Raw genomic sequence first — 20,198 nt, 5'->3', positions numbered from 1 at the left:
CCCTTCCAGCAGCGAGAGCAAAAGCAGCTGGAACATCACCCTGCCGCTGAGTTTTTTGACCTGATGGTCCACCCGGGTCTGGGCTGCCAGTTCAGAAAGATCCTTATCCGGAATAAACAAAGCAAATCCTTCACCTTCACAACAACCTCCTTTCTTAATACATCCTTATAGATTACGTATTTGTGAAAGCTTTCGAACAGTAGTGGGGAGGGGTCCTCTTTAAGAATCCTGCAAATCCTGATTCAGACTAAAAATACTGCACAAGCTTCCGGAGAGGCTTTAAATAGCGTGTCAAAAACAACGGCTGCAGACCATTTATCAGCCATGCTTTATGGTCTTCCTGATTAGCCCTGATACGGTTTTTGATCGTGACGTTACTCTTGCCTCCAATACGCATCTTTACCAACTTCTCCGCTATATATGCCGTGGAGACATTGTGTTTATAAAGGTACCGCAGCATTAGTTCATAATCAGCTGCGCTTTTAAACTGTGTGTTATATAAGCCTAGCCGCAGGTATACTTCCCTTTTAACATAAAAGGTAGGATGTGGCGGCATCCAACCGTATAAAAAGTCTTTCCTGTTAAATTTACCGGATACCCAGTTGCGCACAACGCTCCCGGTATCCTCCTTGCGAACATACAACAGATCGCCGTAAACGCTTTCTGTACCATGTTGTTTAAAAGCAGTCACAATTTTGGCGATCGTCTCATCTGATTCAAACAGATCATCAGAGTGCAGCAGACCTACAACATCACCAGTAGCCAGGCCAATACCCTTGTTTATGGCATCATACAAACCATTGTCTTTCTCTGAAATAAATACCGAGATCCTGTCTTTATAGGCACTGATAACATCAACGGTTCCATCAGTTGAGCCTCCGTCTACAACTATGTACTCAATATCCGGGTATGTCTGTGACAAAACGGATGCGATAGCATCGGCTATAGTTTCGCGGTTGTTGTAAACAATGGTTATAATGGAGATCTTCAATGGGTGAAATTGCTGGTTGTTAAATTGCTGAATTGAAAAACGAACCTCTGAACCTTAAAACTTCTAACTTATTCGTCGTTCGCGTTTAGCGGTTGCGGGGTTTCCCTGGTAGATCATGTAAGGCAAAAGGTTTGTCGTAGCTACAGACCCAACCGCCAGTATACTATACTTATCACAAGTTACCCCCGGACAAACAATAGCCTTTGCCCCGATCCAAACACCCTCTTCCAGTATAATTTCTTTTGTAAGCAAGTCAAACGTACTGCTTTTATAGTCGTGGCTGCCGGTAAGCAACATAGCACCCTGCGAAAGCACGACATGGTTCTTTAAAGTAACCTTAGCCAGGTTATCGATCCATACTTTCTCCCCGATCCATACATGATCACCAATCTGCAACAGCCAGGGGTATTTTAAATTGACACCAGGCTTAATAACAACACCTTTACCTACCCGGGCACCAAAAGCCCGAAGCAGCCATACTTTCAGGCTACTGATCGGATTTAACGGGTTTATAAAGAGAAGTGCATTTACAAAATACCACAGCGTGCGCTTCAGGGCACCAGCTCCGGTATCATACCAGCTGTTATCGTACCCTTCAAGGTTCACCTTACCTTTTGCCTGAACCATTCCTGGCTGTCTATCTGAATAAATCTCTGTTTGCTTCAAGGTGTTCCTCATTTTCGGTATAAGATCTGGCAAAGGAAAACGCCCTGCCCGAGAGCCTGTCAAAACCCACCTGGTCCAGACTGGCTAATTCGTTTATTGCTTCCAGAAAAGCAGATGTATCCGAGAGCGGAATGTCATAGCCAATTCCTTTTATTTGTAGCTCCTTCCAGGGCGTTTGGTCGCTGATGATAATACCACAACCGGCCATCATACTTTCCAGAATAACATGTCCAAAGTTCTCGCCTCGGGTCGGAAGGAACAAGGCATGATAGTTCGTAAGCTTGGGTCCAACCTCTTCTTTCTTTAAGCTTCCAAAGTAGTTTACCTGAACATTAGAAGGCATATCCTTGATCAGGCTACTACAATTTTCCCAATAGGCCTCGTCGTAAACAGGTCCGAAGATATCGAAAACGATCTTATCCTTTCCTTTATACTTAGCCAGAAGTTCAAGCGCATAATACGTATTTTTCTCTGGAGAGATCCTGGCAACACTTACCAAACGCAATTCACCTTTAGTCTTTGGTCTACTGACAATTTCCGGCAAGCATACTTGTTTGGCAGGGAGATTTGGCGCGACCCTTACTTTGGTATCAGCCCCAAGCAAAGACTGTATATCCGAGCGCTCCTGCTCATTTGTAGCATGAAACATCACACCATGATACAACTTTGCAAAACGGGCAGCATGAAAGAAGACACGTTTTTTGATCGATTTTACATTCACAGCGCTCGCAGCCAGCATCCCGCGTCCAGCCACGATCAGGCGCTCATACTTCAGTTGCCGGGCCAGGATCAGGGGCAAGATCGAAAAGTACAAAGAATAGATGCCGTTTATATACACAATATCAGGATCAACTTCCTTATAAAGCTTTTTTAATGCCCTGTATCCTAAGTTCTTACTGGATATGTAATAACAGGTACCGCCATGCGCCTTTTGCCAAGTATCCGAAACAACAGAAGTATAAGGCTGATCAGAACAGTAATCCGTATCGCGGGTAACCACATAAAAGTTATGCTCCACTCCTAAGTGCGCAACCAGGTTAGCACAAGATTGTATAGGCCCCCCTGCCTTAAAACCCGGCAAATACCAGTCTACAAAGATCAATATTTTTTTAGGAGTACTCACGTTGTCTCATTCATCACTTTCCTGTACACTGATTCGTACTGTGCCGCTATATTTTTGGGCTTAAAGCGCTGCACATTTCTAAAGCCGGCCATAACCAACTCATTCCTATATTCATCTTCGGTAATCAGTTTGTTTATAGCCTGCCGTATCTCAGCCTCATTAAACGGGTCTACGATCAGAGCGCCCTCCCCCGCCACCTCCGGCATGGCAGTTACATTGCTTGTTATCACCGGACGGCCCAATGCATTCGCCTCCAGAATCGGCAAGCCAAACCCTTCGTAGGTAGATACGAATGTAACAATATCTGCTTTATAATACAGCTTTATGACATCCTCATAAGGCAGCTGCACAAAGTTTTCATACTTTATACTATACCGAGACAGCAACGCCAGTTGCATTTCAGATAGCTTTCCGATTATAAGCAACTTGCAGGGCAAGCCTGAAATAGCCTCCACCAAACGTTCAAGGTTTTTGTTAGGCTTCGTGCCTATCTGCAGCAGAACAGGCTCCGAACTTTTTATTTCTTGTTTAGGCTGAAAATCCTGATCCCTGAAGTTTACACAGTTAGGTATTACAAACACTTTGTCCGGAGACACGCCGGTTGCTGAAAGCAATTTTTGTTTGCTGTGCTCCGATATTACGGTAATATACTTTGCTTTTTGAACAGGCAACTTTAACCACAGTAACTGCAGCAAATAGTTCTTATACTTATTAGGGCTATACAGAGACTCCAGGTCATGGATCGTCAGAATGGTACGGCTGCCTTTCAAAGCCAACGCAATATAATATACTTCACCGGTAATATGGTTTATCCTCCCTTGCCTTAACCTGGCAAACAGGCTGTTGCGTAAAATACCAACGGGGCTCGCTTCCTTTACAGGCAGGTAAACCTGTTCCGGCGAAAAAGATCGCAACGCATTAATTACAGTAGCAAAAAGCTGCTCAATGCTAAAGAAGGAAGCTGCTGGCTTACGGAAAAAGTAGGTAACACGCATTTAACCAGGTAGCATTAAATATCAACCTTCAGAATTTTCCTGAAGCCAAAGAATACAATACCCATTACGATGGTTGCTTTAACCAGGTAGTTTAAAGTAGTTGCCAGGTCTGTCTCTGCTTTAATTACCTGAAGAAAAAGAAATGGTATCCAGAACAGTATGGTAGGATTTGTTATACTTTTAACCAGAACGTATCTCAGGATCAAACTATACAATAAACCTATCATAAACATAAAAATAATAGCTCCATCCCTTCCGTAATTTCCATATCCTTCGCCAAGTAAACTGATATTCATACTGGTGCCGTCCTGTAATATAATCCCGGTAAAACGCTCCATTTTAAAACGACCACCTGCCTGAGCCTTATTCTCAGCGATAAAGCGGGGGAGTAATGCCGCACTAAATGCATCTTTTACAGTCTCACCATCCGCGAAAGGTTGATTGAAAGGCACATGTCTCATCACACGTGTAATAATCCATCCCTGGTTAAGCCTTGTTACTGCAAGTTCATTAAGCTTATCATCAAACATAGAGCCAGGATTCCATATCCTTTCTGCAAACATTCCTATAAAAACCCCAGCTTTGTCAAGCACATCCAGGGAAGTATTTGTCCAGGCTATGCTTCTGTACTGGTACTTAATAGACTGTAACATAAACACCATCAGAAAACCAAAGCACAAAACAATAAGTCTGCGGCTAAGAGTTACCCGGTTCTTAAAAGCATAAATGAAAAGGAAAAACATACCCCATAAGATCAGATCGTGAAACATGGCGGCAGCCAATGCATTTAAAACTAACGTACCTGCCACTAAGTAAAGTACAAGGTTATTTCTAGAACTGCTCATGTACAGGTAAAAGCATCCAACAAACTTTAGCTGCGAAACAAGGTACAGAAAGAAGAACAATGACCCCGGGACAAATGGCATAGCAAATGAGGCAAAAAAACCCAAACCAATAAGATAGTAGGCCCCTTTAGTTTTATCAGAAACATTTTGAAACAGTTGGTCTACAACTTCTTTTGGCTTATCTTTTATACCAAATATAGCCAGTAATAATCCAAAATGATAAAGCAACACACCAGGAAGAGCCATGCTAAAGTATTCCTGCTCAGGCACCTGCATGCCATAAAAAGGGTGATTTATTCCTATATAATAACTAAAGATTGGTCCAATAAGCCATTGCAGGCAAGCAAGAAAAATAATCAATAGATTAACTGGAATTCCCTCTCCTAGGCTGAGAATAAGGCTATTCAATATAAATAGCGTAAAAATAGCGCTTATAGTAGCTAGAAAAGACAAGGGAGAAAACAACAGCAAAATCCCGGCAATAACAAGGGATGTTACCTGGTATGTACTCTTATTGCTTTTTGAAATAACTAGTTGCATCTCTATATACCCGTACTTGTATTACTCAATCTGCATAGCAGCCTTGACAGACTTTACTAATTCTGTATAACTCCAGCCATTAATAATTGATTTGGAAATACGACCATATTGGTTGAGTTCAGCAGGCCTCATCTTAGCAAACATACTTAACTTTTGAACCAAACCCTCTTTATTACCAGCCCTAAAAACATAACCGTTTTTATTTTCCTTCACCAGATCTGCAGCGCATCCAACTTTGTTACTTACAATAACTGGAAGACCGCAGGCCATTGCCTCATTCACACATAATCCCCATGTTTCATTAGGACCATCCGAGGGTAAAATCAACACATCACCAGCCCTATATACAACAGGCATCCGGGACTGATTCTGGAAAGGAAGAAACTTTATATTTAACCAGCCTTCTGCTTCCTTTCTGAGTTCCTTTTCCAGTTCACCATCACCTACCAGCAAAAGTGTAGTTCTATCAGCATTTAATTCTTTGAAGGCCTTTATTAAAAGTAGTGGGTTTTTTTTCATTTCAAACTTACCCGTAAACAGGAATACAATATTTTCGGGCGGTATTACTAACTCACTCCTCAAAAGTCCCGCATGCTGAATATACTGTTCGTCAATGCCAAACCGTGTGTTATCAATAGCATGCGGAGCAAAAAACAAACGTTGGGAAGACACGCCATGCTTTATAAAGTAATCTTTGTTATTCTTCCCAACATAGAGTGCTACATCTATGTATCTGTATATAAAAGTAAGAAACAATCTTCTCAACACCTTCTTCACTCCCCTTTGCTCATCAAGAAGAGTTGAGTCGCCCCTGAACATTATTACAGCTTTATTTTTAAAATGACTCATAACTTTCAGGTGGCTGTAAAAGCTCCAACCATAAACCAAAAGGTGTGTAGGGTTAAATTTCGCAACTGATGCTTTAAGGGTAGGATTTATGATGCCTCTGAAATGTGACGTTCCCGGATCAGGGGAAGCGTTGAGCACAAATTCATACTCATACCCATCCAGCAAGGGGATATCCCAGTCTATCTTTTTGCCGAATCCTTTGTCAATTATACCAGAAGGATTCTTCCCTAATGTATAGAACACTTTAAGAAGGATTCCTTCCTCCCTAGCCAGTAATTTAAAGAATGGCGCATTATATTGGATGGGATGAGACGTGATGATGGCTAACCTCTTCATACGATCTCGTCTAATTTCTCCACCAAAGCACGCGCTGAAGCCTTAGCTGAATACTTATCAAGTGCCTTTGTGTCAGGGCTCCAGCTATATTCACCGGAAATCAGCTTTGATAGCTTTTCAGTAATAGATTCTTCCAAGGTTTTAATAGAAGCAGATTCATAATACTTCACAAGGAGATTAGCTGCCTTACATTCTTCCAGTACTTTGACTGCGCTACTTTCTGCATGAAATACAGAAAAGACCGGTCTTTTACTAAGTATAGCCTGATATGTTTTAGAAGCAGTGTAATGCTTCTCTGTGCTGCCTACGACCAACACAGCATGAGCCGCTGAAAGAAAATTAAGCACATGCAGGTAAGGATAGCGTGATCTTTCTTCTCGTACCAAGTCTTCAATACCATACTCTTTGGCATAATCTGCAATCGTAATACCGGTATAAGAGCCGGTTCCTAAAAAGTAGAACTGCTTTCTACTATCCCAAACACCTTTATTATTAAGATCTTTAACAACGCTGAAAAGGGCTTTAATAAACGGTTGTGAATTAGGTAAAAATGCACCGGCATATACTATCGGATGAACTTCTTCACCACTATCCCAGGGATAAGTTATACCATTAAGTTTTATTTGATGATCGTTAGGGTCAAAACCATAAGGCATCCCGACATGCAGTACCCGCTTATTCTTAAAATTTCGTTGCAGCACAGGCTCATAGTATGCAGTAGAAACACCAGAGATCAGTGCTGCATGCTTCACCGCTATTGGCTCCAGAACTTTTGCTGTTAGAAGACTTAACCTTGCCCTTATATTATTTCGGTTGCTGATATCGCGGACCCACGGGTCTATATAATCAATGCCATAAGGCACCCTGGTTTTACGATAAAGCAATCGGCCTAGCAAAGCAGTATAAAAAGATGGGATTGGTATCCAGACAAAATCTATATGCCTTGAATTTATAATCTGAAGGGCTTCCCGATAAAGAAATAAAAAGCCTCTTAGTCCTATATCCCCTATTATACGCGGCTTTCCTGCTCTATATGCTTTTGTATAAATAACTTCAATTTTTTCAGAAGCTGTTTTCGCTATGTCAGGATCATTTGTCTCTTCGTAAAATTCCTGAGAAACAGTAAGCACAATAGAGTCCCATCCAAATTCATGCAAGAAATTGGCTATTAGCCTGGGACGATGCACACCTGCCAAATTTGAAGGAACCCAATGTGGATATATGATAAGCAGTTGTTTCATTTAGATAAAACAGAGGCAACTGTATATAAAAATTTCTCACTCTCACGTTCCCAATTCATTTCTTCCTCCGCAAGCTTTTTCGTATTTGTTTTGTGAAACTTTAATAGAACAGGATCATTAATATACATTAGCAATACCTCTGCAAGGCTTTTTGGATCATCAAATTTATATAGTGCTCCTATACCAGGATAGTCTGCCAAAAATTTGCTTTGAGCTTTTGTATCTGACATCACCAAAGCTATCCCAGAAACAAGGTACGTAAATATCTTATTTGTTAAACAATACTCCCTGTTAAGACAATGAGGCACCTCAGAGCTAAACCCGATATCATGTGTAGCTGCAATATCAACTATTTCCTCTTCCAAAACAGGATTTAAAAATAGAACTTGGTTATCCTCTACTCCTGCATCGCGGGCACATGAAATCAAGTACGCTTTCATGTCTTCTGTAATGTTACCTAACAGTGTCAGAGTAATAGGATATTGTTTTAGTAACCCCATTGCTCTAACAATTATTTCAATGCCTCTTTGTTTTCCAATCACTTGGGAAAACCAGAATAGCTTTAAGCACTCATCACTCTCCTCGGTCTCAGAAAAGCTATCCTTTTCTCTCAAAGGAAATACATTGTTAATGGTTACTGGCAATAAATCTGGAAAAATCTTTTGATAAGCTTCAGTAATTAATGGACTAGCAGTTGACAGGTAATCTAACTTTTTAAAGTACTTATTTTCTAATAATACTGTCAATTGTTGTTCTATGCTATTAGTTGCAAATTCTCCCCGGTGAAAATCCTCAGCATCAAAACCAACTTTTGCGTTGCAAAGCCTAGCAGCCTTAACAGCAGCAGGTAAAGCGCCTAGGTTATGAGCAATGTACAACTCAGCCTTATGGCGCATTGCTTCCTTTACCAGTTCTTGGCAATATAAAACTGAGCTATTATCAGCAATATTAAAAATATCACCTGTGCTTTTAAATAATTCAAAAAACAATTTACGTCTTAATCGAGCCCAATAATAGCCAATTTTATGATTATGAAAATGGTATCCTGTTCGTACAAACTTTATAGAAGGATAGTTTTTGATTAACAGGTTATCAAATTGGTCCGCCCAAATAGAAATAGGAACATATATTACAGTTACGTAATATCCAGCATTATTTAAAGCGATAGCTTCCTTTACTAAGCGAGGATTAGCTGAGGGTTGCCCAGATGAAATAAGAACTATGTTTCTTGTTAAGCCCACCTTTTACTGGCTACTAGGTTAGATGTGCTTTTGATAAATAATACATCTGCCTGATATAAAGCCTGATCAAATGGCCGGCGCATTAAAGCACAAATGTCATAAATCTGAAAACCCCAATCAGACATTTGATTCATTACATCTTTAAATAAAGGAGCGTCCTTATAAATTTCTAAAAATGAAACTTCCATTAATATAGCTTCAGTATTAGCTATAGCTTTACATCCCCCTTTTAGTATTTCAATCTCATAGCCTTGTGTATCAAGCTTAATCAAATCTGGAAGCGGCCAACTTCTATTCTGTATTACTTCATCTAAGGTTTGAAGCTGTTTATTTGTTGTAACTGCCTCGGTTTGGTAATATTCCGAGTGAACTGAACTGGCTGTCTCATACTCATTAAAAGTTACTTCTCTTCCTGAAACTGCCCCTAATAAACTGATATGATAATCTAATTGACCTGAGTATTTATCTGTTACTTTACGAAGGTATGACTCCTTCGACTCCTGCGCTTCAAACATATAAAAGGAAGAAGTAGGAAAAATTTCCAGCATTTCTTTGGTCCATTCACCTTTATATGCTCCAACATCATAAATTACCTTAGGATTATAGCAGTTTATTTTTGCTAAAGCTAGGCTATGTTCAACTGAAGGTACACCTAGTCTAATTTTTATTGCTTTCTTTAATGACTCAAGCATGAATAACTATATTAATGTTAAGTAGTTAGAAGCAACTACAGGTACATCGAATTTAGCTTGTGCAGTATTACGGCATGTTCTACGATTAATATTAGAAATCAATGACATGAATTGAACCATCTGTTCAATATCTTCAGCAACATATCCAGTCAATCCGTCATTTATAACTTCTGGTACTGATCCTTTCCTAAATCCAATTACTGGAGTTCCACAAGCCATTGCTTCTGCCATAACCATTCCAAATGGTTCATCCCATTCAATAGGGAAAAGTAAAGCCTTACTTTTCCCTAAATAAAAGTTTTTTTCATAATCATTTACCTGACCAATATATTTTATTTGATCTCCGTCTATAAAAGGTTTTATCTCTGTTTCGAAATATCTCTGCTCCTCGAGAAGTGGCGAAATATTCCCTGCAATAAGTAATTTAGCTCCCATCAGCTTAACAACATTAATTGCAATATGACATCCTTTTACTCTTTCTAATCTTCCTAGGAAAATATACGGTGCATCATCATCAACAACCTCCTGTAAGGTATATTTATTGAATGGAATTGCATTATATACAGTTTTCCATATACCCGCTACTCCACCTCTAGATATTAGATCAGAGCTACAGCCAGTAAAGACAAGGTTTTTGTTTGGAATTTTATTAATTAATCTAATATTTCTTGTGCTAATTTCACGTCCATAGGTCATTATTTTTTTTACAGGATGGTTCAACAATGGAATTAAATAAATCAATCTGCCAAAGTTATGAATTAGGTCAAACCTCTTTCGATTATTCCATAGGAATTTCCAAGCTTTAGGCACAGCTTTCCTGGCATTCCATTTTTTAGGGGGAAAGCCCTCTCGACCGAAAGGATGAACAGTACACCCTTCAACTTCAGAACCTTCAGTGACTAACAAATGAACTTCATGCCCTAACCGACTATATTCTTTGGCAAACATGTAAACAAGCCTTTCATGTCCCCCATATCCTTTTGGAGGCACTAGAATACCCGGATCCATTATCAATAAAATTCTCATTTTGGTTTGTTAAGAAGCACCGTTATTGTTAGTAATATAAATTCTTGAATCCAAATTGAGTCGCTAGGTTGTTATAGATTTTGATGGTGTATCTATATACTTTATAAATTTTGCTGGGCAACCTCCATAGATACTATTAGCTTTAATGCAACCTTTAACAACAGAGTTTGCAGCTATAATTACGTTATCTTCAATTACTGTTTCTGGTAAGATAAGGCAGCCACGACCAATCCAAACATTATTTCCAATTTTGATCCCTCCAATTTTATCTGGTAGTTCTCCTATTGGTAAACTTGATGAAAATGAATGAGTAGCATCACGAACTGAACTATACTCCCCTATCCAGACATTGTCTCCCAATTCTATTTTAGTTGAACATACTATCAAAGAACCATATGAGAAAATACAGTTGTTACCGGTAGAGATTGAAGCTTTATCTTTGTGCACCTCAAATAAGGCATTGTCATAAATGACAACTCCTTTACCAAATGTATGTTTCCCTTTACCACCCCTTATATAAACATTATGGCCGATTATGATATCAAACCTTCGAAAGAAAAAATACTTAAGTAAAGCTCTAAGCCTAATTAATAAAGCATTCCACTTTGAAAATATCCAGTAAATCATCTAATCCTTAAACTAAATTTATACAGGATATTTATTTAACCGGCAACTCTTGACAATATCTAGAGGATGTAAATTGAATGCCTTATACAATGATAAAGCGTTTTTTATTTTCCCTCTTAGCAGCAACTTAATTAATTTTCTTGACTTTACATTTACTAAATTTCTAATAGCAAAGTTTTTATGATCCACAGGAAGAGGACAGTCAGCATCTAAAAGCATTCTTTTATATAGTTGAAATCTCTGAGCTTCTATCAAATAGTTTGTTAACTCTTCTTTCATTTGCTGTTCATCGTGCTGTCTCCACCAAACTAAATCTTCAGGCATAGCTACAACAGGTGAAAACTTAGATAACTGAAGCCATAACTCTGTATCGCCAATGAACCTTTTACCACTAAATCCTTTTACCCGCTCGAAAGCTTCTCTCTTAACAATTGCCCCAGAAGGACCACTAATAAGCAAAGCACCTTCAAAATAAAAGAAACTATATGCTTCTGCAGATGATACAAGAAACGGATACATAAATTTGGTTTGCAAGCCGTAAGATACTAACCCAAAGTCAGCCTGAGGAAATTTTTCCATACACTGAACCATCGCCTCCAGGCCCCAGGGATAAATGACATCATCAGAATCTAAATATTTGATGTACTTACCTTTGGCAAAAGAGGCAGCTTTGTTGCGATTCTGGTAATCGCTAAGATTTTGATCATTAACAAAAACTTTAATTCGATTATCTTGCGCCTCATACTTGCGTGCGATTGCAACAGTCTCATCTTCTGAGGCATCATCTACAATAATCAATTCAAAATTTTGGTATGATGAAGCCAATACACTTTCAATAGACTCAGCAATATAGTTCTGACGATTATAAGATGTCATTAACACACTCACCAAGGGCATAATTTCCATAAAGGTCTGACTTATAAACTAACTAATTTAATTAAAAAGCAAATACACGCTCTATTTAAAACTTTGAATCCCAACTCCAGTCTCTAGTATCTTCAGCTATTTTCTTAAATGCAATGCAGCTATAGTTTAAACCAAGATCGCTATCTGTTTTAAAATCAATAGTAGGGTAAAACATTGATTTGTAGGGTATGGACCTAATAACTCTACTTATAATCCATTCAGCGAATTTTCTTTTAAAAGTAGTTTGACTTTTATTATGAGCAGCAACTAACTGATAATGAGGTAGTGTATTTATGAACCTGGCAACTCTCTGTACGCCAGGCCAACCTCCGTTACAATCATCTAAGACTATGACGCCGTTAACATCAAGAATTTTATCAATGAAATAAAAATCGTGCAAGACCGTATCAAACAGCTTTGTTGTGTCAACATATGCAAACTGTATTCTGACGTTTTCATAGAATAATTTAGGTATAACTTCATCCGACTTATTATATCTAATATCAACAAGATCGAATAATCCCTCTTTTTGAATATTATATTCAGCCACTCCTCCCCAAGGAAAAGGTTCTATAACAATATGGGATTTTGATTTACTGCCAAAAGTATTTAAACTCTCTAAAATAAATAAGGTAGAAATTCCAAATGCTAATCCTACTTCGAGCGACTTTACAGGTCTAACTTCATTCAATAAGCGTTGCAGAAACAGACCTTGTTCTTTTGAAGTGTGAGAGTTAACCTTAACGAATTCCTTATTAGGTGCTTCGATTTGAAGGGTATCAAAAATATCCTCTAAACTTTTTAGCATATCTTAAATATTAATAGCTGCATTTGGTTTTATATTCAGTACCTCGTCAATATATCGGTAAATACTATTTCCAATAGTTAACCAATTATATTTACTGGAAACTAATTTTAGGGAACTGAGTCTGGCCCGGTTATACATTTCCCTGTCATTAAGCAATTGATAAATCTTATTTGAAAAATCTATTGAATTATTAGCAACAAATAAGTGATGTCCATCTTTAAAATCAATTCCCTCAGCACCTATCGTAGTTGATACAACTGGTGTACCTAGGCACATTGCTTCCAGAATCTTTAACCTAGTTCCACTTCCGCTTAGAAGTGGAACTATCGCAACTGATGCATTATAATAATATGGTTCTACATATTTTACTTTACCAACAAAATTTACAGAAGGATCACAAATAATATCCTGATAATCATCAAATTGAGTTATATTTCCTATAACCGTAAATGTAAGATCAGGAATATTTTGCTTTAATAGGTAAAACACTTTATTATAGAACCAAAGTACTCCCTCTTTATTTGGGAAATAATCAAGGCTTCCACAAAATATTAAATTCTTGATTGTAAACTTTTCATTTCTTAAGTCACATTCTTTTGATGTACTATCAATCCCATTAGGGATAATAAATCCTCTTACTTTACCATTGTTTAATTTTGTTAATCTTGAAAAATCTATCTTACTACAACTAAAGAAAGCATCGACTTTTCTAAAAAGATTGCTTTCTAAACTTAGGGCCTTTTCTGCATAATTGTAAAATTTAATATCTTCGTTCGCTTGAGCAAGCTGTAGCCAGAGATCCGAATCACAATTATGGGCATCGTATAGGTGTTTTGCTCTTTTATTTTTCCGTTTAATAATTCCCCATAGCAGATCAAGGCTTTCTAAATTTTCATATAAAATAATATCGAATTCTATATTATTTAGTAAACTCTTTACAGAAGGATAAATATCTAGTAAAGCAGTATTGGTAGGCTCAAAAAATCTACGGCTTAGCATACGAAAATTGATAGCATCAGCGGCTCTTTTAGGTAATAGATTAAAAGCTGATTTATACTTCGAAGAGCCGAAAGTAGTTATTACTCGCACATTTTCAGGAAAAGCAGGAGAATATTCCTCTTTAAAATCAGAAGTTGGCTGGCTTGTTAAAACATATACTTCGTGGTAACGTGCTAACTCTCGCAAAATATAAAAGCAGCGCAGAGCCCCACCTCCTTGGGGAGGATAAAACCTATAAGGAATTATCATTAAAATTTTTGCCATCAGCTAAAATGCTTTATCCTAATTCGCTGTATTAAATTTCGTACCTCAGATACATTTCCATAATAGTAATGAGGGTAGTAATCTCTAAATTTATTAAAAATAACAACTGGAGTAGTTTGTTTATCATACTTATTCATGAAATCGATAAGTTTACTCTTTAAATCTTCGGAAGAGTAATAAGAAGTAAAGATTTCAGGTAATTTACCTTCTGCATGAATACCAGGTTTTTCATCTAACCTCCATGACATAGGCCATGCAGTGTGTGGCGTAAACACCTGTACTCCACAGGCAAAGCATTCAGCAATAGGTAATCCAAATGCCTCTGAAGATTGCATAAAAAATACTGATGCTTTTTTATATAACTTTCTTATCTCATCTGAACTATAGCTACCATTAAGTATGATCGTTTTGATACCTAAATCCTTAAGTACCTCCAGCTGTACTTGTCTATATTTCTCAAATCCTCTTTGTTCAAAGTCAACTAAGGCGATAAACTCATTTTTACAGGTTGGACTTAAACCTGTGTTAGTTAAGTCAAGGCCGATACAACTCCATGGGGCTTTAGGTGCTGTTCTTATTTCCGTTACATCGGCTACAGCTAAATGCCAATCATACCTTTCTATTAAGGGATGCCCAGCTTCCTTTAATTTGGCAATCTGAGTGGGAGCATTACCTAAAAAATAAACTTCGTAATAAAGTACTGGTTTACAAAGTATAGACTTAAGCTTCTCGACTTGATAAAGGTGCTTCCAAAAACCGTTGGGGCTGCACTCACTTATTACAACGGCATCATAATTTTTCAGGCTTTTAAGTAAGCGCTTATCAGATAAAAAGTTAACTAATTTCCTCCTTAGCCAAAAATGGATTTTTACCAAATGTTTAACATCATCATAATTCTGTAACCTAGATAACGCATCAACACAGAAGAAAATATCTGCTTGAGCTCCAGCCTTTTCAATTTGTATCTTCAATGACTCTGATAAAACCCTTGGGCTTTTATAATCAGGACGGGTAAGAATAGCTATTTTCAATACTAAATATCACTTTTTGTTATACCCAATTACACTTTTCACTAAAAGCGATCCAATTAACTTTGGTCCGATATGTTTTCTAAATGAAATTTCATCTTTTAGAAACGATTTAAATAAACCCAAAGAGTGCTTATTTTGACTATAATATTTGTTAATGAAATAATTAAGAATATTCTTTGAAACTTTATTATCAAAAAGCTATTGACAAGCTTTTTCCAAAATAGCAGGAGGATAAGTCATTATCTTTTTATTATCATTAACAATTCTTAGCCTATACTCCTGAACCTGCATTAACCAAGATCTACAAGGCAAGCTCTTTTCAATAAAGAAATCCTCTAACCATTTTAAATCGTCCTTGGTACAATTTATAATAGCCTTAGAAAAAATTTTTGCTTGCACTCTACTCTTAACCTGATATTGTTCCTTCCATTTAGCTGATCCAATTTGAGAAGCATGAACACGGTATTTAAGAAGAACTTGAGGAATATTGATTACTTTAAAGTAAATTGATGCTGTAGCAAAAAAATCATGGTCCTCTGCGTAGTAAAATTCAGGATTATATTTCAAATTAAATTTTAGTAAGCTTTCCTTTCTCATCATAACGGTAGGATGAGTTAGTGGACACCCAAAAAACATATGATATTGAACATCCTTATACGTTGCAGGTCTTTTGTTTATACCTGTCTCGGTACCTATATATTCACACCAGGAACCACAAATACCAACATCAACATTATTTTCCAAAAACTTAAACTGTTCTTCCAAACGATTAGGCAAGGCAATGTCATCAGCATCCATTCGTGCAATGTATTTACCTCTTGCTATCTTTAGTCCTTCATTTAAATGAACTAAATAACCTACATTGGTATCATACCTTTTATACTCAATTCGACTATCATTAAAAGATTGAATTATTTCACTTGTTCCATCAGTAGAGCCGTCATCGAAAATTAATACCTCAAAATCTTTAAAACTTTGCTTTAGGATACTTTCTATTGCTTCTTTGATAAAAAGCTCTGAATTGAAGACAGGGAGTACAATAGATATTTGAGGACTAGTCATTTTTGAAACTAATTTGATAACTAGGAAGCAATAAGATTGGAGCAAATTATTTCCTTATACTATAATATATTGATTTTAGGAAAATTCTTAGTCCATGGTAAATTGAAGTATTACCAAACTGCAAAGCCTTAAGTTGAAATTTCAAGTCTTCAATTTCACTCAGTTTTAATTTATAAAGTTCAGGATGAACGCCAAAATGTAACTGTTTAATTTCCTCGAAAGTAGGCGATTTTTTAAAAACTAGTATATTTTGCCTGTACCACCATTCTACTTCATTTTTATTCCAAAGTATTGATGAAAAATCATTAATTAATTTATAACCTTCATTCATAAATAAATCAAGCCAAAACTCAGGATACTGCTCATTCAAATGATTCTGCCCCCCTTGCCCAGGAATCGCTGCAGAAAATATTACAAGGTCACTTAATTTAGTAAGCGATTGCACAAAATTTGCTGCTGATTTATTAAATAAATGTTCAGCGACTTCAAGCGATATCGCTAAATCAAATTTTTTATCTAATGAATAAGGTATATTTAAATCTGCAGAAACAAACTTATCAGGATCAATCATTAATAACTCATGATATATATATAGTCTCAATCAATACCTAAAATATTATCTATTCCATGCTTTTGAAAAACATGGAGCCATGTTCCTATACCACAACCTACATCAACGACACTTTTAGGATTATAGCATTTAATAATCTCTGGAACAAGAAATTCAGCAGCTCTTGTATTATGTACCACCTTGTCATGTATATATTTCTTTTCCATATTATATTTATTTATATATATGTGATCAAATGACAAAACAAATATTAAGGTATTTGGCTATAATCTACGTTCTACATTTATACCTTTTATTTTAACTACACTAATATTCCAAAATATGAATTTAAAATTCATGTTTTAAATAGCTTAACTGGATAAGTTAGAAGCTTTCCGACTTTAAAAGTTTTACTGTTTTCGTATTTACTAATAATATATTTTATTGCTTTCATACTTTCTACAAGAGTCTCCTCACAAGCCTCTAATTCTAGTTCTTTTAAATTATCTAGGTGTTCTAGTGAAAGTAAATCTAGATTCTTATTGATATCTGCATCTATTATTTTTGATAGTAACTTCCAAGTATAAGCAGCCTTTGCGTTCTCTCCCGATAGTTGATTTTGTGTGAGTGATCCTTCCCTGATTCTATAGTTATACAATTGCTTATCAATAGCAATACCTTCATACCTTTTTAGAATTCGATAAATCCAATGAATGTCTTCTGCTACACGCCCTCTAAAGTAAGGATGGTACCCTCCTGTTATGGAGACTACATCTTTTTTTACCATCATAGAAGGACAGCATGTCGGACTTAAATCTGTAAAGTTTTTGGATCCAAATCTTAAAAACTCATCTCTTAACTCTTCATTACTTAAAGCGATGGATTTCGGAGTGTTAACTTTTTTACCAATATTATTATACTTTGTAAAACAAACTCCAAGTTTTGAATTAAGCAAAAATGCTTTCACCTGCTCTTCAATTCTTGTAGTTTCAGACCAATCATCAGCATCCTGGAAGGCTATCAAATCACCATTAACAATCTTAAGCGTGTCGTTAACAGCGCCAATCTTTTGAGTATTTTTGCTGTACTCTATTATCTTTATTCTTTCATCATTTATTTGTCTTGCTATGTCAAGAGTGTTATCGGTAGAGGCATCATCTACAACCAATATCTCAAGATGAGTGTAAGACTGATTTACTATTGACATAATTGCCTCAGCAACATAGTTCGAGACATTATAGCAAGGTATAATTATAGACACTAGAGGTTTTGAATCCATTACTTCAGTACAGATTTAGTAATCAACTTAGCTAAACTTTTTAATAAAAAGAAATCTAAATTCTTATTCATGCTTAGTTTCTTAATTCCCCAAAAAGCATCTTTTAATTCCCCCTGTTGGAACATCATGTTAATATACTTCTTAATAAAGTAGGCCCTTACGTCCTTTTCTGTAATAATATTTCTGTTAAATTTCCAGGCTCTGTTTAGAGATTGAATCTTAGGTGATTGGTAAATATGGTTATCCCAGTAATATATAATATCCTCAGGTACTTTTACGAAATGAAGTAAATCTAATATTATACTACTCCTTTCAATTAAAAAATTATTAATTACAGCATTACTTACAGTCTTTGAACTCTCGTGGAGCCTAAAATTAACAAGAGGTTTATTAAGCTTACAAAAATTATCTTGGCCGTACAGCAAAAGAAATCGCACCCACAACTCTCCATCCATAATATAATGTAAATCTTCAGATACAACTCCTACTTTTTTTATAGCGCTTAATCTAAAAAATGTAGAGGGTTGCGTGATCTCACAACGTTCTATTGTCTGTAATAAATTATATTCCAACTTTGTACCTTGATGAATAATCTGTTCATTAGATGAGACATGAATTTCGAAGCCTGAAACAACTTGTATCTTAGGGTTACTTATAAACTGATTAGCTACATCAATCAAAGCGTTAGGCTCATACCAATCATCACTATTTAGCCAGTTAAATATTTCGCCAGTACACCTCTCCAAACCTTTGTTAATTGCATGGCTTTGGCCTCTATCGGGCTCACTTACCCAATATGTAATTAAGGATTCATACTTCTTGATGATATCAACAGTATTATCAGTACTACCGCCATCAATTATGATATATTCCAGGTTAGGATAGTTCTGATTTATGACAGAAAGAATCGTCTGTTCAATATATTGTCCCTGATTGAAAGAGGGGGTTACTATAGATATTTTAGGCCAATTTCTACTCAAATCAAACGAATTAAGACTAATGCTCTGCCTGTTAGACAAGTATAATGTTTGCGTAATATTCAGATTAATTTCAATAAGCATAAATCTAACGAAATTAATCGTCTGATGAATTTTGCTATTGCTTTACTTATTTAAGAGCTGCGTTAATTAAAAGAACAAATCATGAAAATCAGTTTGTTGAATGTATTTTTTTTTGTTCAGATCTCGAATTAAATTACATATATAAGATGAAACTGCTTCATCTGATAGCTTTTCTCTCCACCATTTTATAGATTCTTTTTGATACTTAGCTAGAACTTTAGGTTGATTCAAAAGGTACTTAGCAGTTTTAAGCCCCTTATTCCAATCGCCTATCTGAATAATTGGAGCATTATAGTAAAAAGAGTAATTAGGTAATTTTTCGGATATTACAACACATCCACAACTTAATGCTTCTGTTAATCTAAACGTTTCTGTACTTACAAAACCTTTAGGACATAAAACAATTTTACTATTTGCTAACATGCGAGAGTAAGTGTTTATATCTAAACCTGTTTTAAATCCTTGATTAAACTTAATATAATAGTTCTTTTTTTTTGATGAAAAACTGGTTCCTAAAACACGTAAAACTTTTTTATTTAACCATGTATTGGCCATTAACTTATAAAATACAGAATCAGGAAGATTTGAAAATAAAGTAAACTGCTTATAAAAATTGAATCTATTATAATTTAAGTTACCTGAAAAAAACAGGTCATGCTTCCTCTCTACTATGCTGATGCTATGATCAACTTTAAATCCATTAACGTAACCTAGTGGAAATGGAAAAACATTTAAACCGACCACTTCCAAACTGGATTCAAGATAACTTTTAAATATCACATAATATTTTTCCTGAAGGTGTATTGGAGAATGAGATGCTTCATCAGAAATATAAATAAGGATTTTCTTTTTTTCAGAAAAATAATTAGCAGAAGCTGGTATTAGATTGTCATGTCTTGAAAAAATAAAGAAGATAAACTCATCGAAACGATCGTTCATCTTTTCTTTACATAGTAGTAGTATTTTATATAAGTACTCCTTTTCATTCAATTGCTCAAAAGTATAGGCTGAATTTTCATCCATATACACATTGGAAAAAACACGTACATTGTCCATTATAAATATA

At 36.2% G+C, this 20,198-nt stretch carries 21 protein-coding genes; all 21 read right to left on the bottom strand.

Annotated features, from left to right (window positions below; translation table 11 throughout):
* Positions 1 to 247 precede the first annotated feature (247 nt).
* Entirely contained in the window at positions 248 to 991 is a 744-nt protein-coding gene (locus AC4BAP_RS09100) for a glycosyltransferase family 2 protein (protein ID WP_490582322.1), read from the bottom strand.
* A 63-nt stretch (positions 992 to 1,054) separates the two neighbouring features.
* Positions 1,055 to 1,618 (bottom strand): WcaF family extracellular polysaccharide biosynthesis acetyltransferase, encoded by a 564-nt coding sequence (locus AC4BAP_RS09095; protein ID WP_490582321.1) that lies wholly within the window; start codon positions 1,616 to 1,618, stop codon positions 1,055 to 1,057.
* Positions 1,619 to 1,628: 10 nt separating this feature from the next.
* On the bottom strand, positions 1,629 to 2,675 hold the full coding sequence (locus tag AC4BAP_RS09090) for a glycosyltransferase family 4 protein (protein ID WP_490582320.1): 1,047 nt from the start codon (positions 2,673 to 2,675) through the stop codon (positions 1,629 to 1,631).
* A 101-nt stretch (positions 2,676 to 2,776) separates the two neighbouring features.
* Positions 2,777 to 3,775 (bottom strand): glycosyltransferase family 4 protein, encoded by a 999-nt coding sequence (locus tag AC4BAP_RS09085; RefSeq protein WP_490582319.1) that lies wholly within the window; start codon positions 3,773 to 3,775, stop codon positions 2,777 to 2,779.
* 14 nt (positions 3,776 to 3,789) lie between these two features.
* Positions 3,790 to 5,160, bottom strand: coding sequence for a hypothetical protein (locus AC4BAP_RS09080; protein WP_490582318.1), 1,371 nt, complete (start codon positions 5,158 to 5,160; stop codon positions 3,790 to 3,792).
* 21 nt (positions 5,161 to 5,181) lie between these two features.
* Positions 5,182 to 6,345 (bottom strand): glycosyltransferase family 4 protein, encoded by a 1,164-nt coding sequence (locus AC4BAP_RS09075; RefSeq protein WP_490582317.1) that lies wholly within the window; start codon positions 6,343 to 6,345, stop codon positions 5,182 to 5,184.
* Positions 6,342 to 7,586 carry a glycosyltransferase family protein gene (locus tag AC4BAP_RS09070; RefSeq protein ID WP_490582316.1) on the bottom strand — a complete coding sequence of 415 codons (1,245 nt, stop codon included), beginning with the start codon at positions 7,584 to 7,586 and terminating at the stop codon, positions 6,342 to 6,344. The genes AC4BAP_RS09075 and AC4BAP_RS09070 overlap by 4 nt, the downstream gene beginning before the upstream one ends.
* Positions 7,583 to 8,827 (bottom strand): glycosyltransferase family protein, encoded by a 1,245-nt coding sequence (locus tag AC4BAP_RS09065; RefSeq protein ID WP_490582315.1) that lies wholly within the window; start codon positions 8,825 to 8,827, stop codon positions 7,583 to 7,585. The genes AC4BAP_RS09070 and AC4BAP_RS09065 overlap by 4 nt, the downstream gene beginning before the upstream one ends.
* Positions 8,818 to 9,519, bottom strand: coding sequence for an FkbM family methyltransferase (locus tag AC4BAP_RS09060; protein WP_490582314.1), 702 nt, complete (start codon positions 9,517 to 9,519; stop codon positions 8,818 to 8,820). Before AC4BAP_RS09060 ends, AC4BAP_RS09065 begins: the two co-directional genes overlap by 10 nt.
* Before the next feature lie 6 nt (positions 9,520 to 9,525).
* On the bottom strand, positions 9,526 to 10,545 hold the full coding sequence (locus AC4BAP_RS09055) for a glycosyltransferase (RefSeq protein WP_490582313.1): 1,020 nt from the start codon (positions 10,543 to 10,545) through the stop codon (positions 9,526 to 9,528).
* Between the two features lie 63 nt (positions 10,546 to 10,608).
* Positions 10,609 to 11,172: an acyltransferase gene (locus AC4BAP_RS09050; protein ID WP_490582312.1), complete on the bottom strand. Its 564-nt coding sequence runs from the start codon at positions 11,170 to 11,172 to the stop codon at positions 10,609 to 10,611.
* A gap of 18 nt (positions 11,173 to 11,190) precedes the next feature.
* The gene (locus AC4BAP_RS09045) at positions 11,191 to 12,078 is read right to left on the bottom strand and encodes a glycosyltransferase family 2 protein (RefSeq protein WP_490582311.1); all 888 of its coding nucleotides are present in this window, start codon (positions 12,076 to 12,078) and stop codon (positions 11,191 to 11,193) included.
* A gap of 55 nt (positions 12,079 to 12,133) precedes the next feature.
* Complete coding sequence (locus tag AC4BAP_RS09040) at positions 12,134 to 12,886, bottom strand: class I SAM-dependent methyltransferase (protein WP_490582310.1); 753 nt, start codon at positions 12,884 to 12,886, stop codon at positions 12,134 to 12,136.
* Positions 12,887 to 12,889: 3 nt separating this feature from the next.
* Entirely contained in the window at positions 12,890 to 14,149 is a 1,260-nt protein-coding gene (locus tag AC4BAP_RS09035) for a glycosyltransferase family 4 protein (RefSeq protein WP_490582309.1), read from the bottom strand.
* The gene (locus AC4BAP_RS09030) at positions 14,149 to 15,180 is read right to left on the bottom strand and encodes a glycosyltransferase (RefSeq protein WP_490582308.1); all 1,032 of its coding nucleotides are present in this window, start codon (positions 15,178 to 15,180) and stop codon (positions 14,149 to 14,151) included. The genes AC4BAP_RS09035 and AC4BAP_RS09030 overlap by 1 nt, the downstream gene beginning before the upstream one ends.
* A gap of 198 nt (positions 15,181 to 15,378) precedes the next feature.
* Positions 15,379 to 16,242 (bottom strand): glycosyltransferase family 2 protein, encoded by an 864-nt coding sequence (locus AC4BAP_RS09025; RefSeq protein WP_490582307.1) that lies wholly within the window; start codon positions 16,240 to 16,242, stop codon positions 15,379 to 15,381.
* Between the two features lie 46 nt (positions 16,243 to 16,288).
* A complete protein-coding gene (locus AC4BAP_RS09020; RefSeq protein WP_490582306.1) occupies positions 16,289 to 16,813 on the bottom strand; it encodes a hypothetical protein in 525 nt (174 codons plus the stop codon).
* Between the two features lie 26 nt (positions 16,814 to 16,839).
* Complete coding sequence (locus AC4BAP_RS09015) at positions 16,840 to 17,019, bottom strand: hypothetical protein (RefSeq protein WP_490582305.1); 180 nt, start codon at positions 17,017 to 17,019, stop codon at positions 16,840 to 16,842.
* Positions 17,020 to 17,147: 128 nt separating this feature from the next.
* On the bottom strand, positions 17,148 to 18,071 hold the full coding sequence (locus AC4BAP_RS09010; RefSeq protein ID WP_490582304.1) for a glycosyltransferase family 2 protein: 924 nt from the start codon (positions 18,069 to 18,071) through the stop codon (positions 17,148 to 17,150).
* Complete coding sequence (locus AC4BAP_RS09005; RefSeq protein ID WP_490582303.1) at positions 18,071 to 19,132, bottom strand: glycosyltransferase family 2 protein; 1,062 nt, start codon at positions 19,130 to 19,132, stop codon at positions 18,071 to 18,073. Before AC4BAP_RS09005 ends, AC4BAP_RS09010 begins: the two co-directional genes overlap by 1 nt.
* Before the next feature lie 66 nt (positions 19,133 to 19,198).
* Positions 19,199 to 20,155, bottom strand: a complete 957-nt coding sequence (locus AC4BAP_RS09000) for a hypothetical protein (RefSeq protein WP_490582302.1) — start codon at positions 20,153 to 20,155, stop codon at positions 19,199 to 19,201.
* Positions 20,156 to 20,198 lie beyond the last annotated feature (43 nt).

The organism is Pontibacter sp. GD7, assembly GCF_058216375.1.
Note: the sequence above shows the minus strand (reverse complement) of the source record. Positions and strands in the feature narration are given on the sequence as shown.

Excerpts from the sequence above, each read along its gene's own strand:
- AC4BAP_RS09095 (WP_490582321.1), bottom strand. The coding sequence starts at position 1,618 with ATGGTTCAGGCAAAAGGTAAGGTGAACCTTGAAGGGTACGATAACAGC.
- AC4BAP_RS09085 (WP_490582319.1), bottom strand. The coding sequence starts at position 3,775 with ATGCGTGTTACCTACTTTTTCCGTAAGCCAGCAGCTTCCTTCTTTAGC.
- AC4BAP_RS09080 (WP_490582318.1), bottom strand. The coding sequence starts at position 5,160 with ATGCAACTAGTTATTTCAAAAAGCAATAAGAGTACATACCAGGTAACA.
- AC4BAP_RS09075 (WP_490582317.1), bottom strand. The coding sequence starts at position 6,345 with ATGAAGAGGTTAGCCATCATCACGTCTCATCCCATCCAATATAATGCG.
- AC4BAP_RS09070 (WP_490582316.1), bottom strand. The coding sequence starts at position 7,586 with ATGAAACAACTGCTTATCATATATCCACATTGGGTTCCTTCAAATTTG.
- AC4BAP_RS09060 (WP_490582314.1), bottom strand. The coding sequence starts at position 9,519 with ATGCTTGAGTCATTAAAGAAAGCAATAAAAATTAGACTAGGTGTACCT.
- AC4BAP_RS09055 (WP_490582313.1), bottom strand. The coding sequence starts at position 10,545 with ATGAGAATTTTATTGATAATGGATCCGGGTATTCTAGTGCCTCCAAAA.
- AC4BAP_RS09050 (WP_490582312.1), bottom strand. The coding sequence starts at position 11,172 with ATGATTTACTGGATATTTTCAAAGTGGAATGCTTTATTAATTAGGCTT.
- AC4BAP_RS09045 (WP_490582311.1), bottom strand. The coding sequence starts at position 12,078 with ATGGAAATTATGCCCTTGGTGAGTGTGTTAATGACATCTTATAATCGT.
- AC4BAP_RS09040 (WP_490582310.1), bottom strand. The coding sequence starts at position 12,886 with ATGCTAAAAAGTTTAGAGGATATTTTTGATACCCTTCAAATCGAAGCA.
- AC4BAP_RS09035 (WP_490582309.1), bottom strand. The coding sequence starts at position 14,149 with ATGGCAAAAATTTTAATGATAATTCCTTATAGGTTTTATCCTCCCCAA.
- AC4BAP_RS09025 (WP_490582307.1), bottom strand. The coding sequence starts at position 16,242 with ATGACTAGTCCTCAAATATCTATTGTACTCCCTGTCTTCAATTCAGAG.
- AC4BAP_RS09020 (WP_490582306.1), bottom strand. The coding sequence starts at position 16,813 with ATGATTGATCCTGATAAGTTTGTTTCTGCAGATTTAAATATACCTTAT.
- AC4BAP_RS09015 (WP_490582305.1), bottom strand. The coding sequence starts at position 17,019 with ATGGAAAAGAAATATATACATGACAAGGTGGTACATAATACAAGAGCT.
- AC4BAP_RS09010 (WP_490582304.1), bottom strand. The coding sequence starts at position 18,071 with ATGGATTCAAAACCTCTAGTGTCTATAATTATACCTTGCTATAATGTC.
- AC4BAP_RS09005 (WP_490582303.1), bottom strand. The coding sequence starts at position 19,132 with ATGCTTATTGAAATTAATCTGAATATTACGCAAACATTATACTTGTCT.
- AC4BAP_RS09000 (WP_490582302.1), bottom strand. The coding sequence starts at position 20,155 with ATGGATGAAAATTCAGCCTATACTTTTGAGCAATTGAATGAAAAGGAG.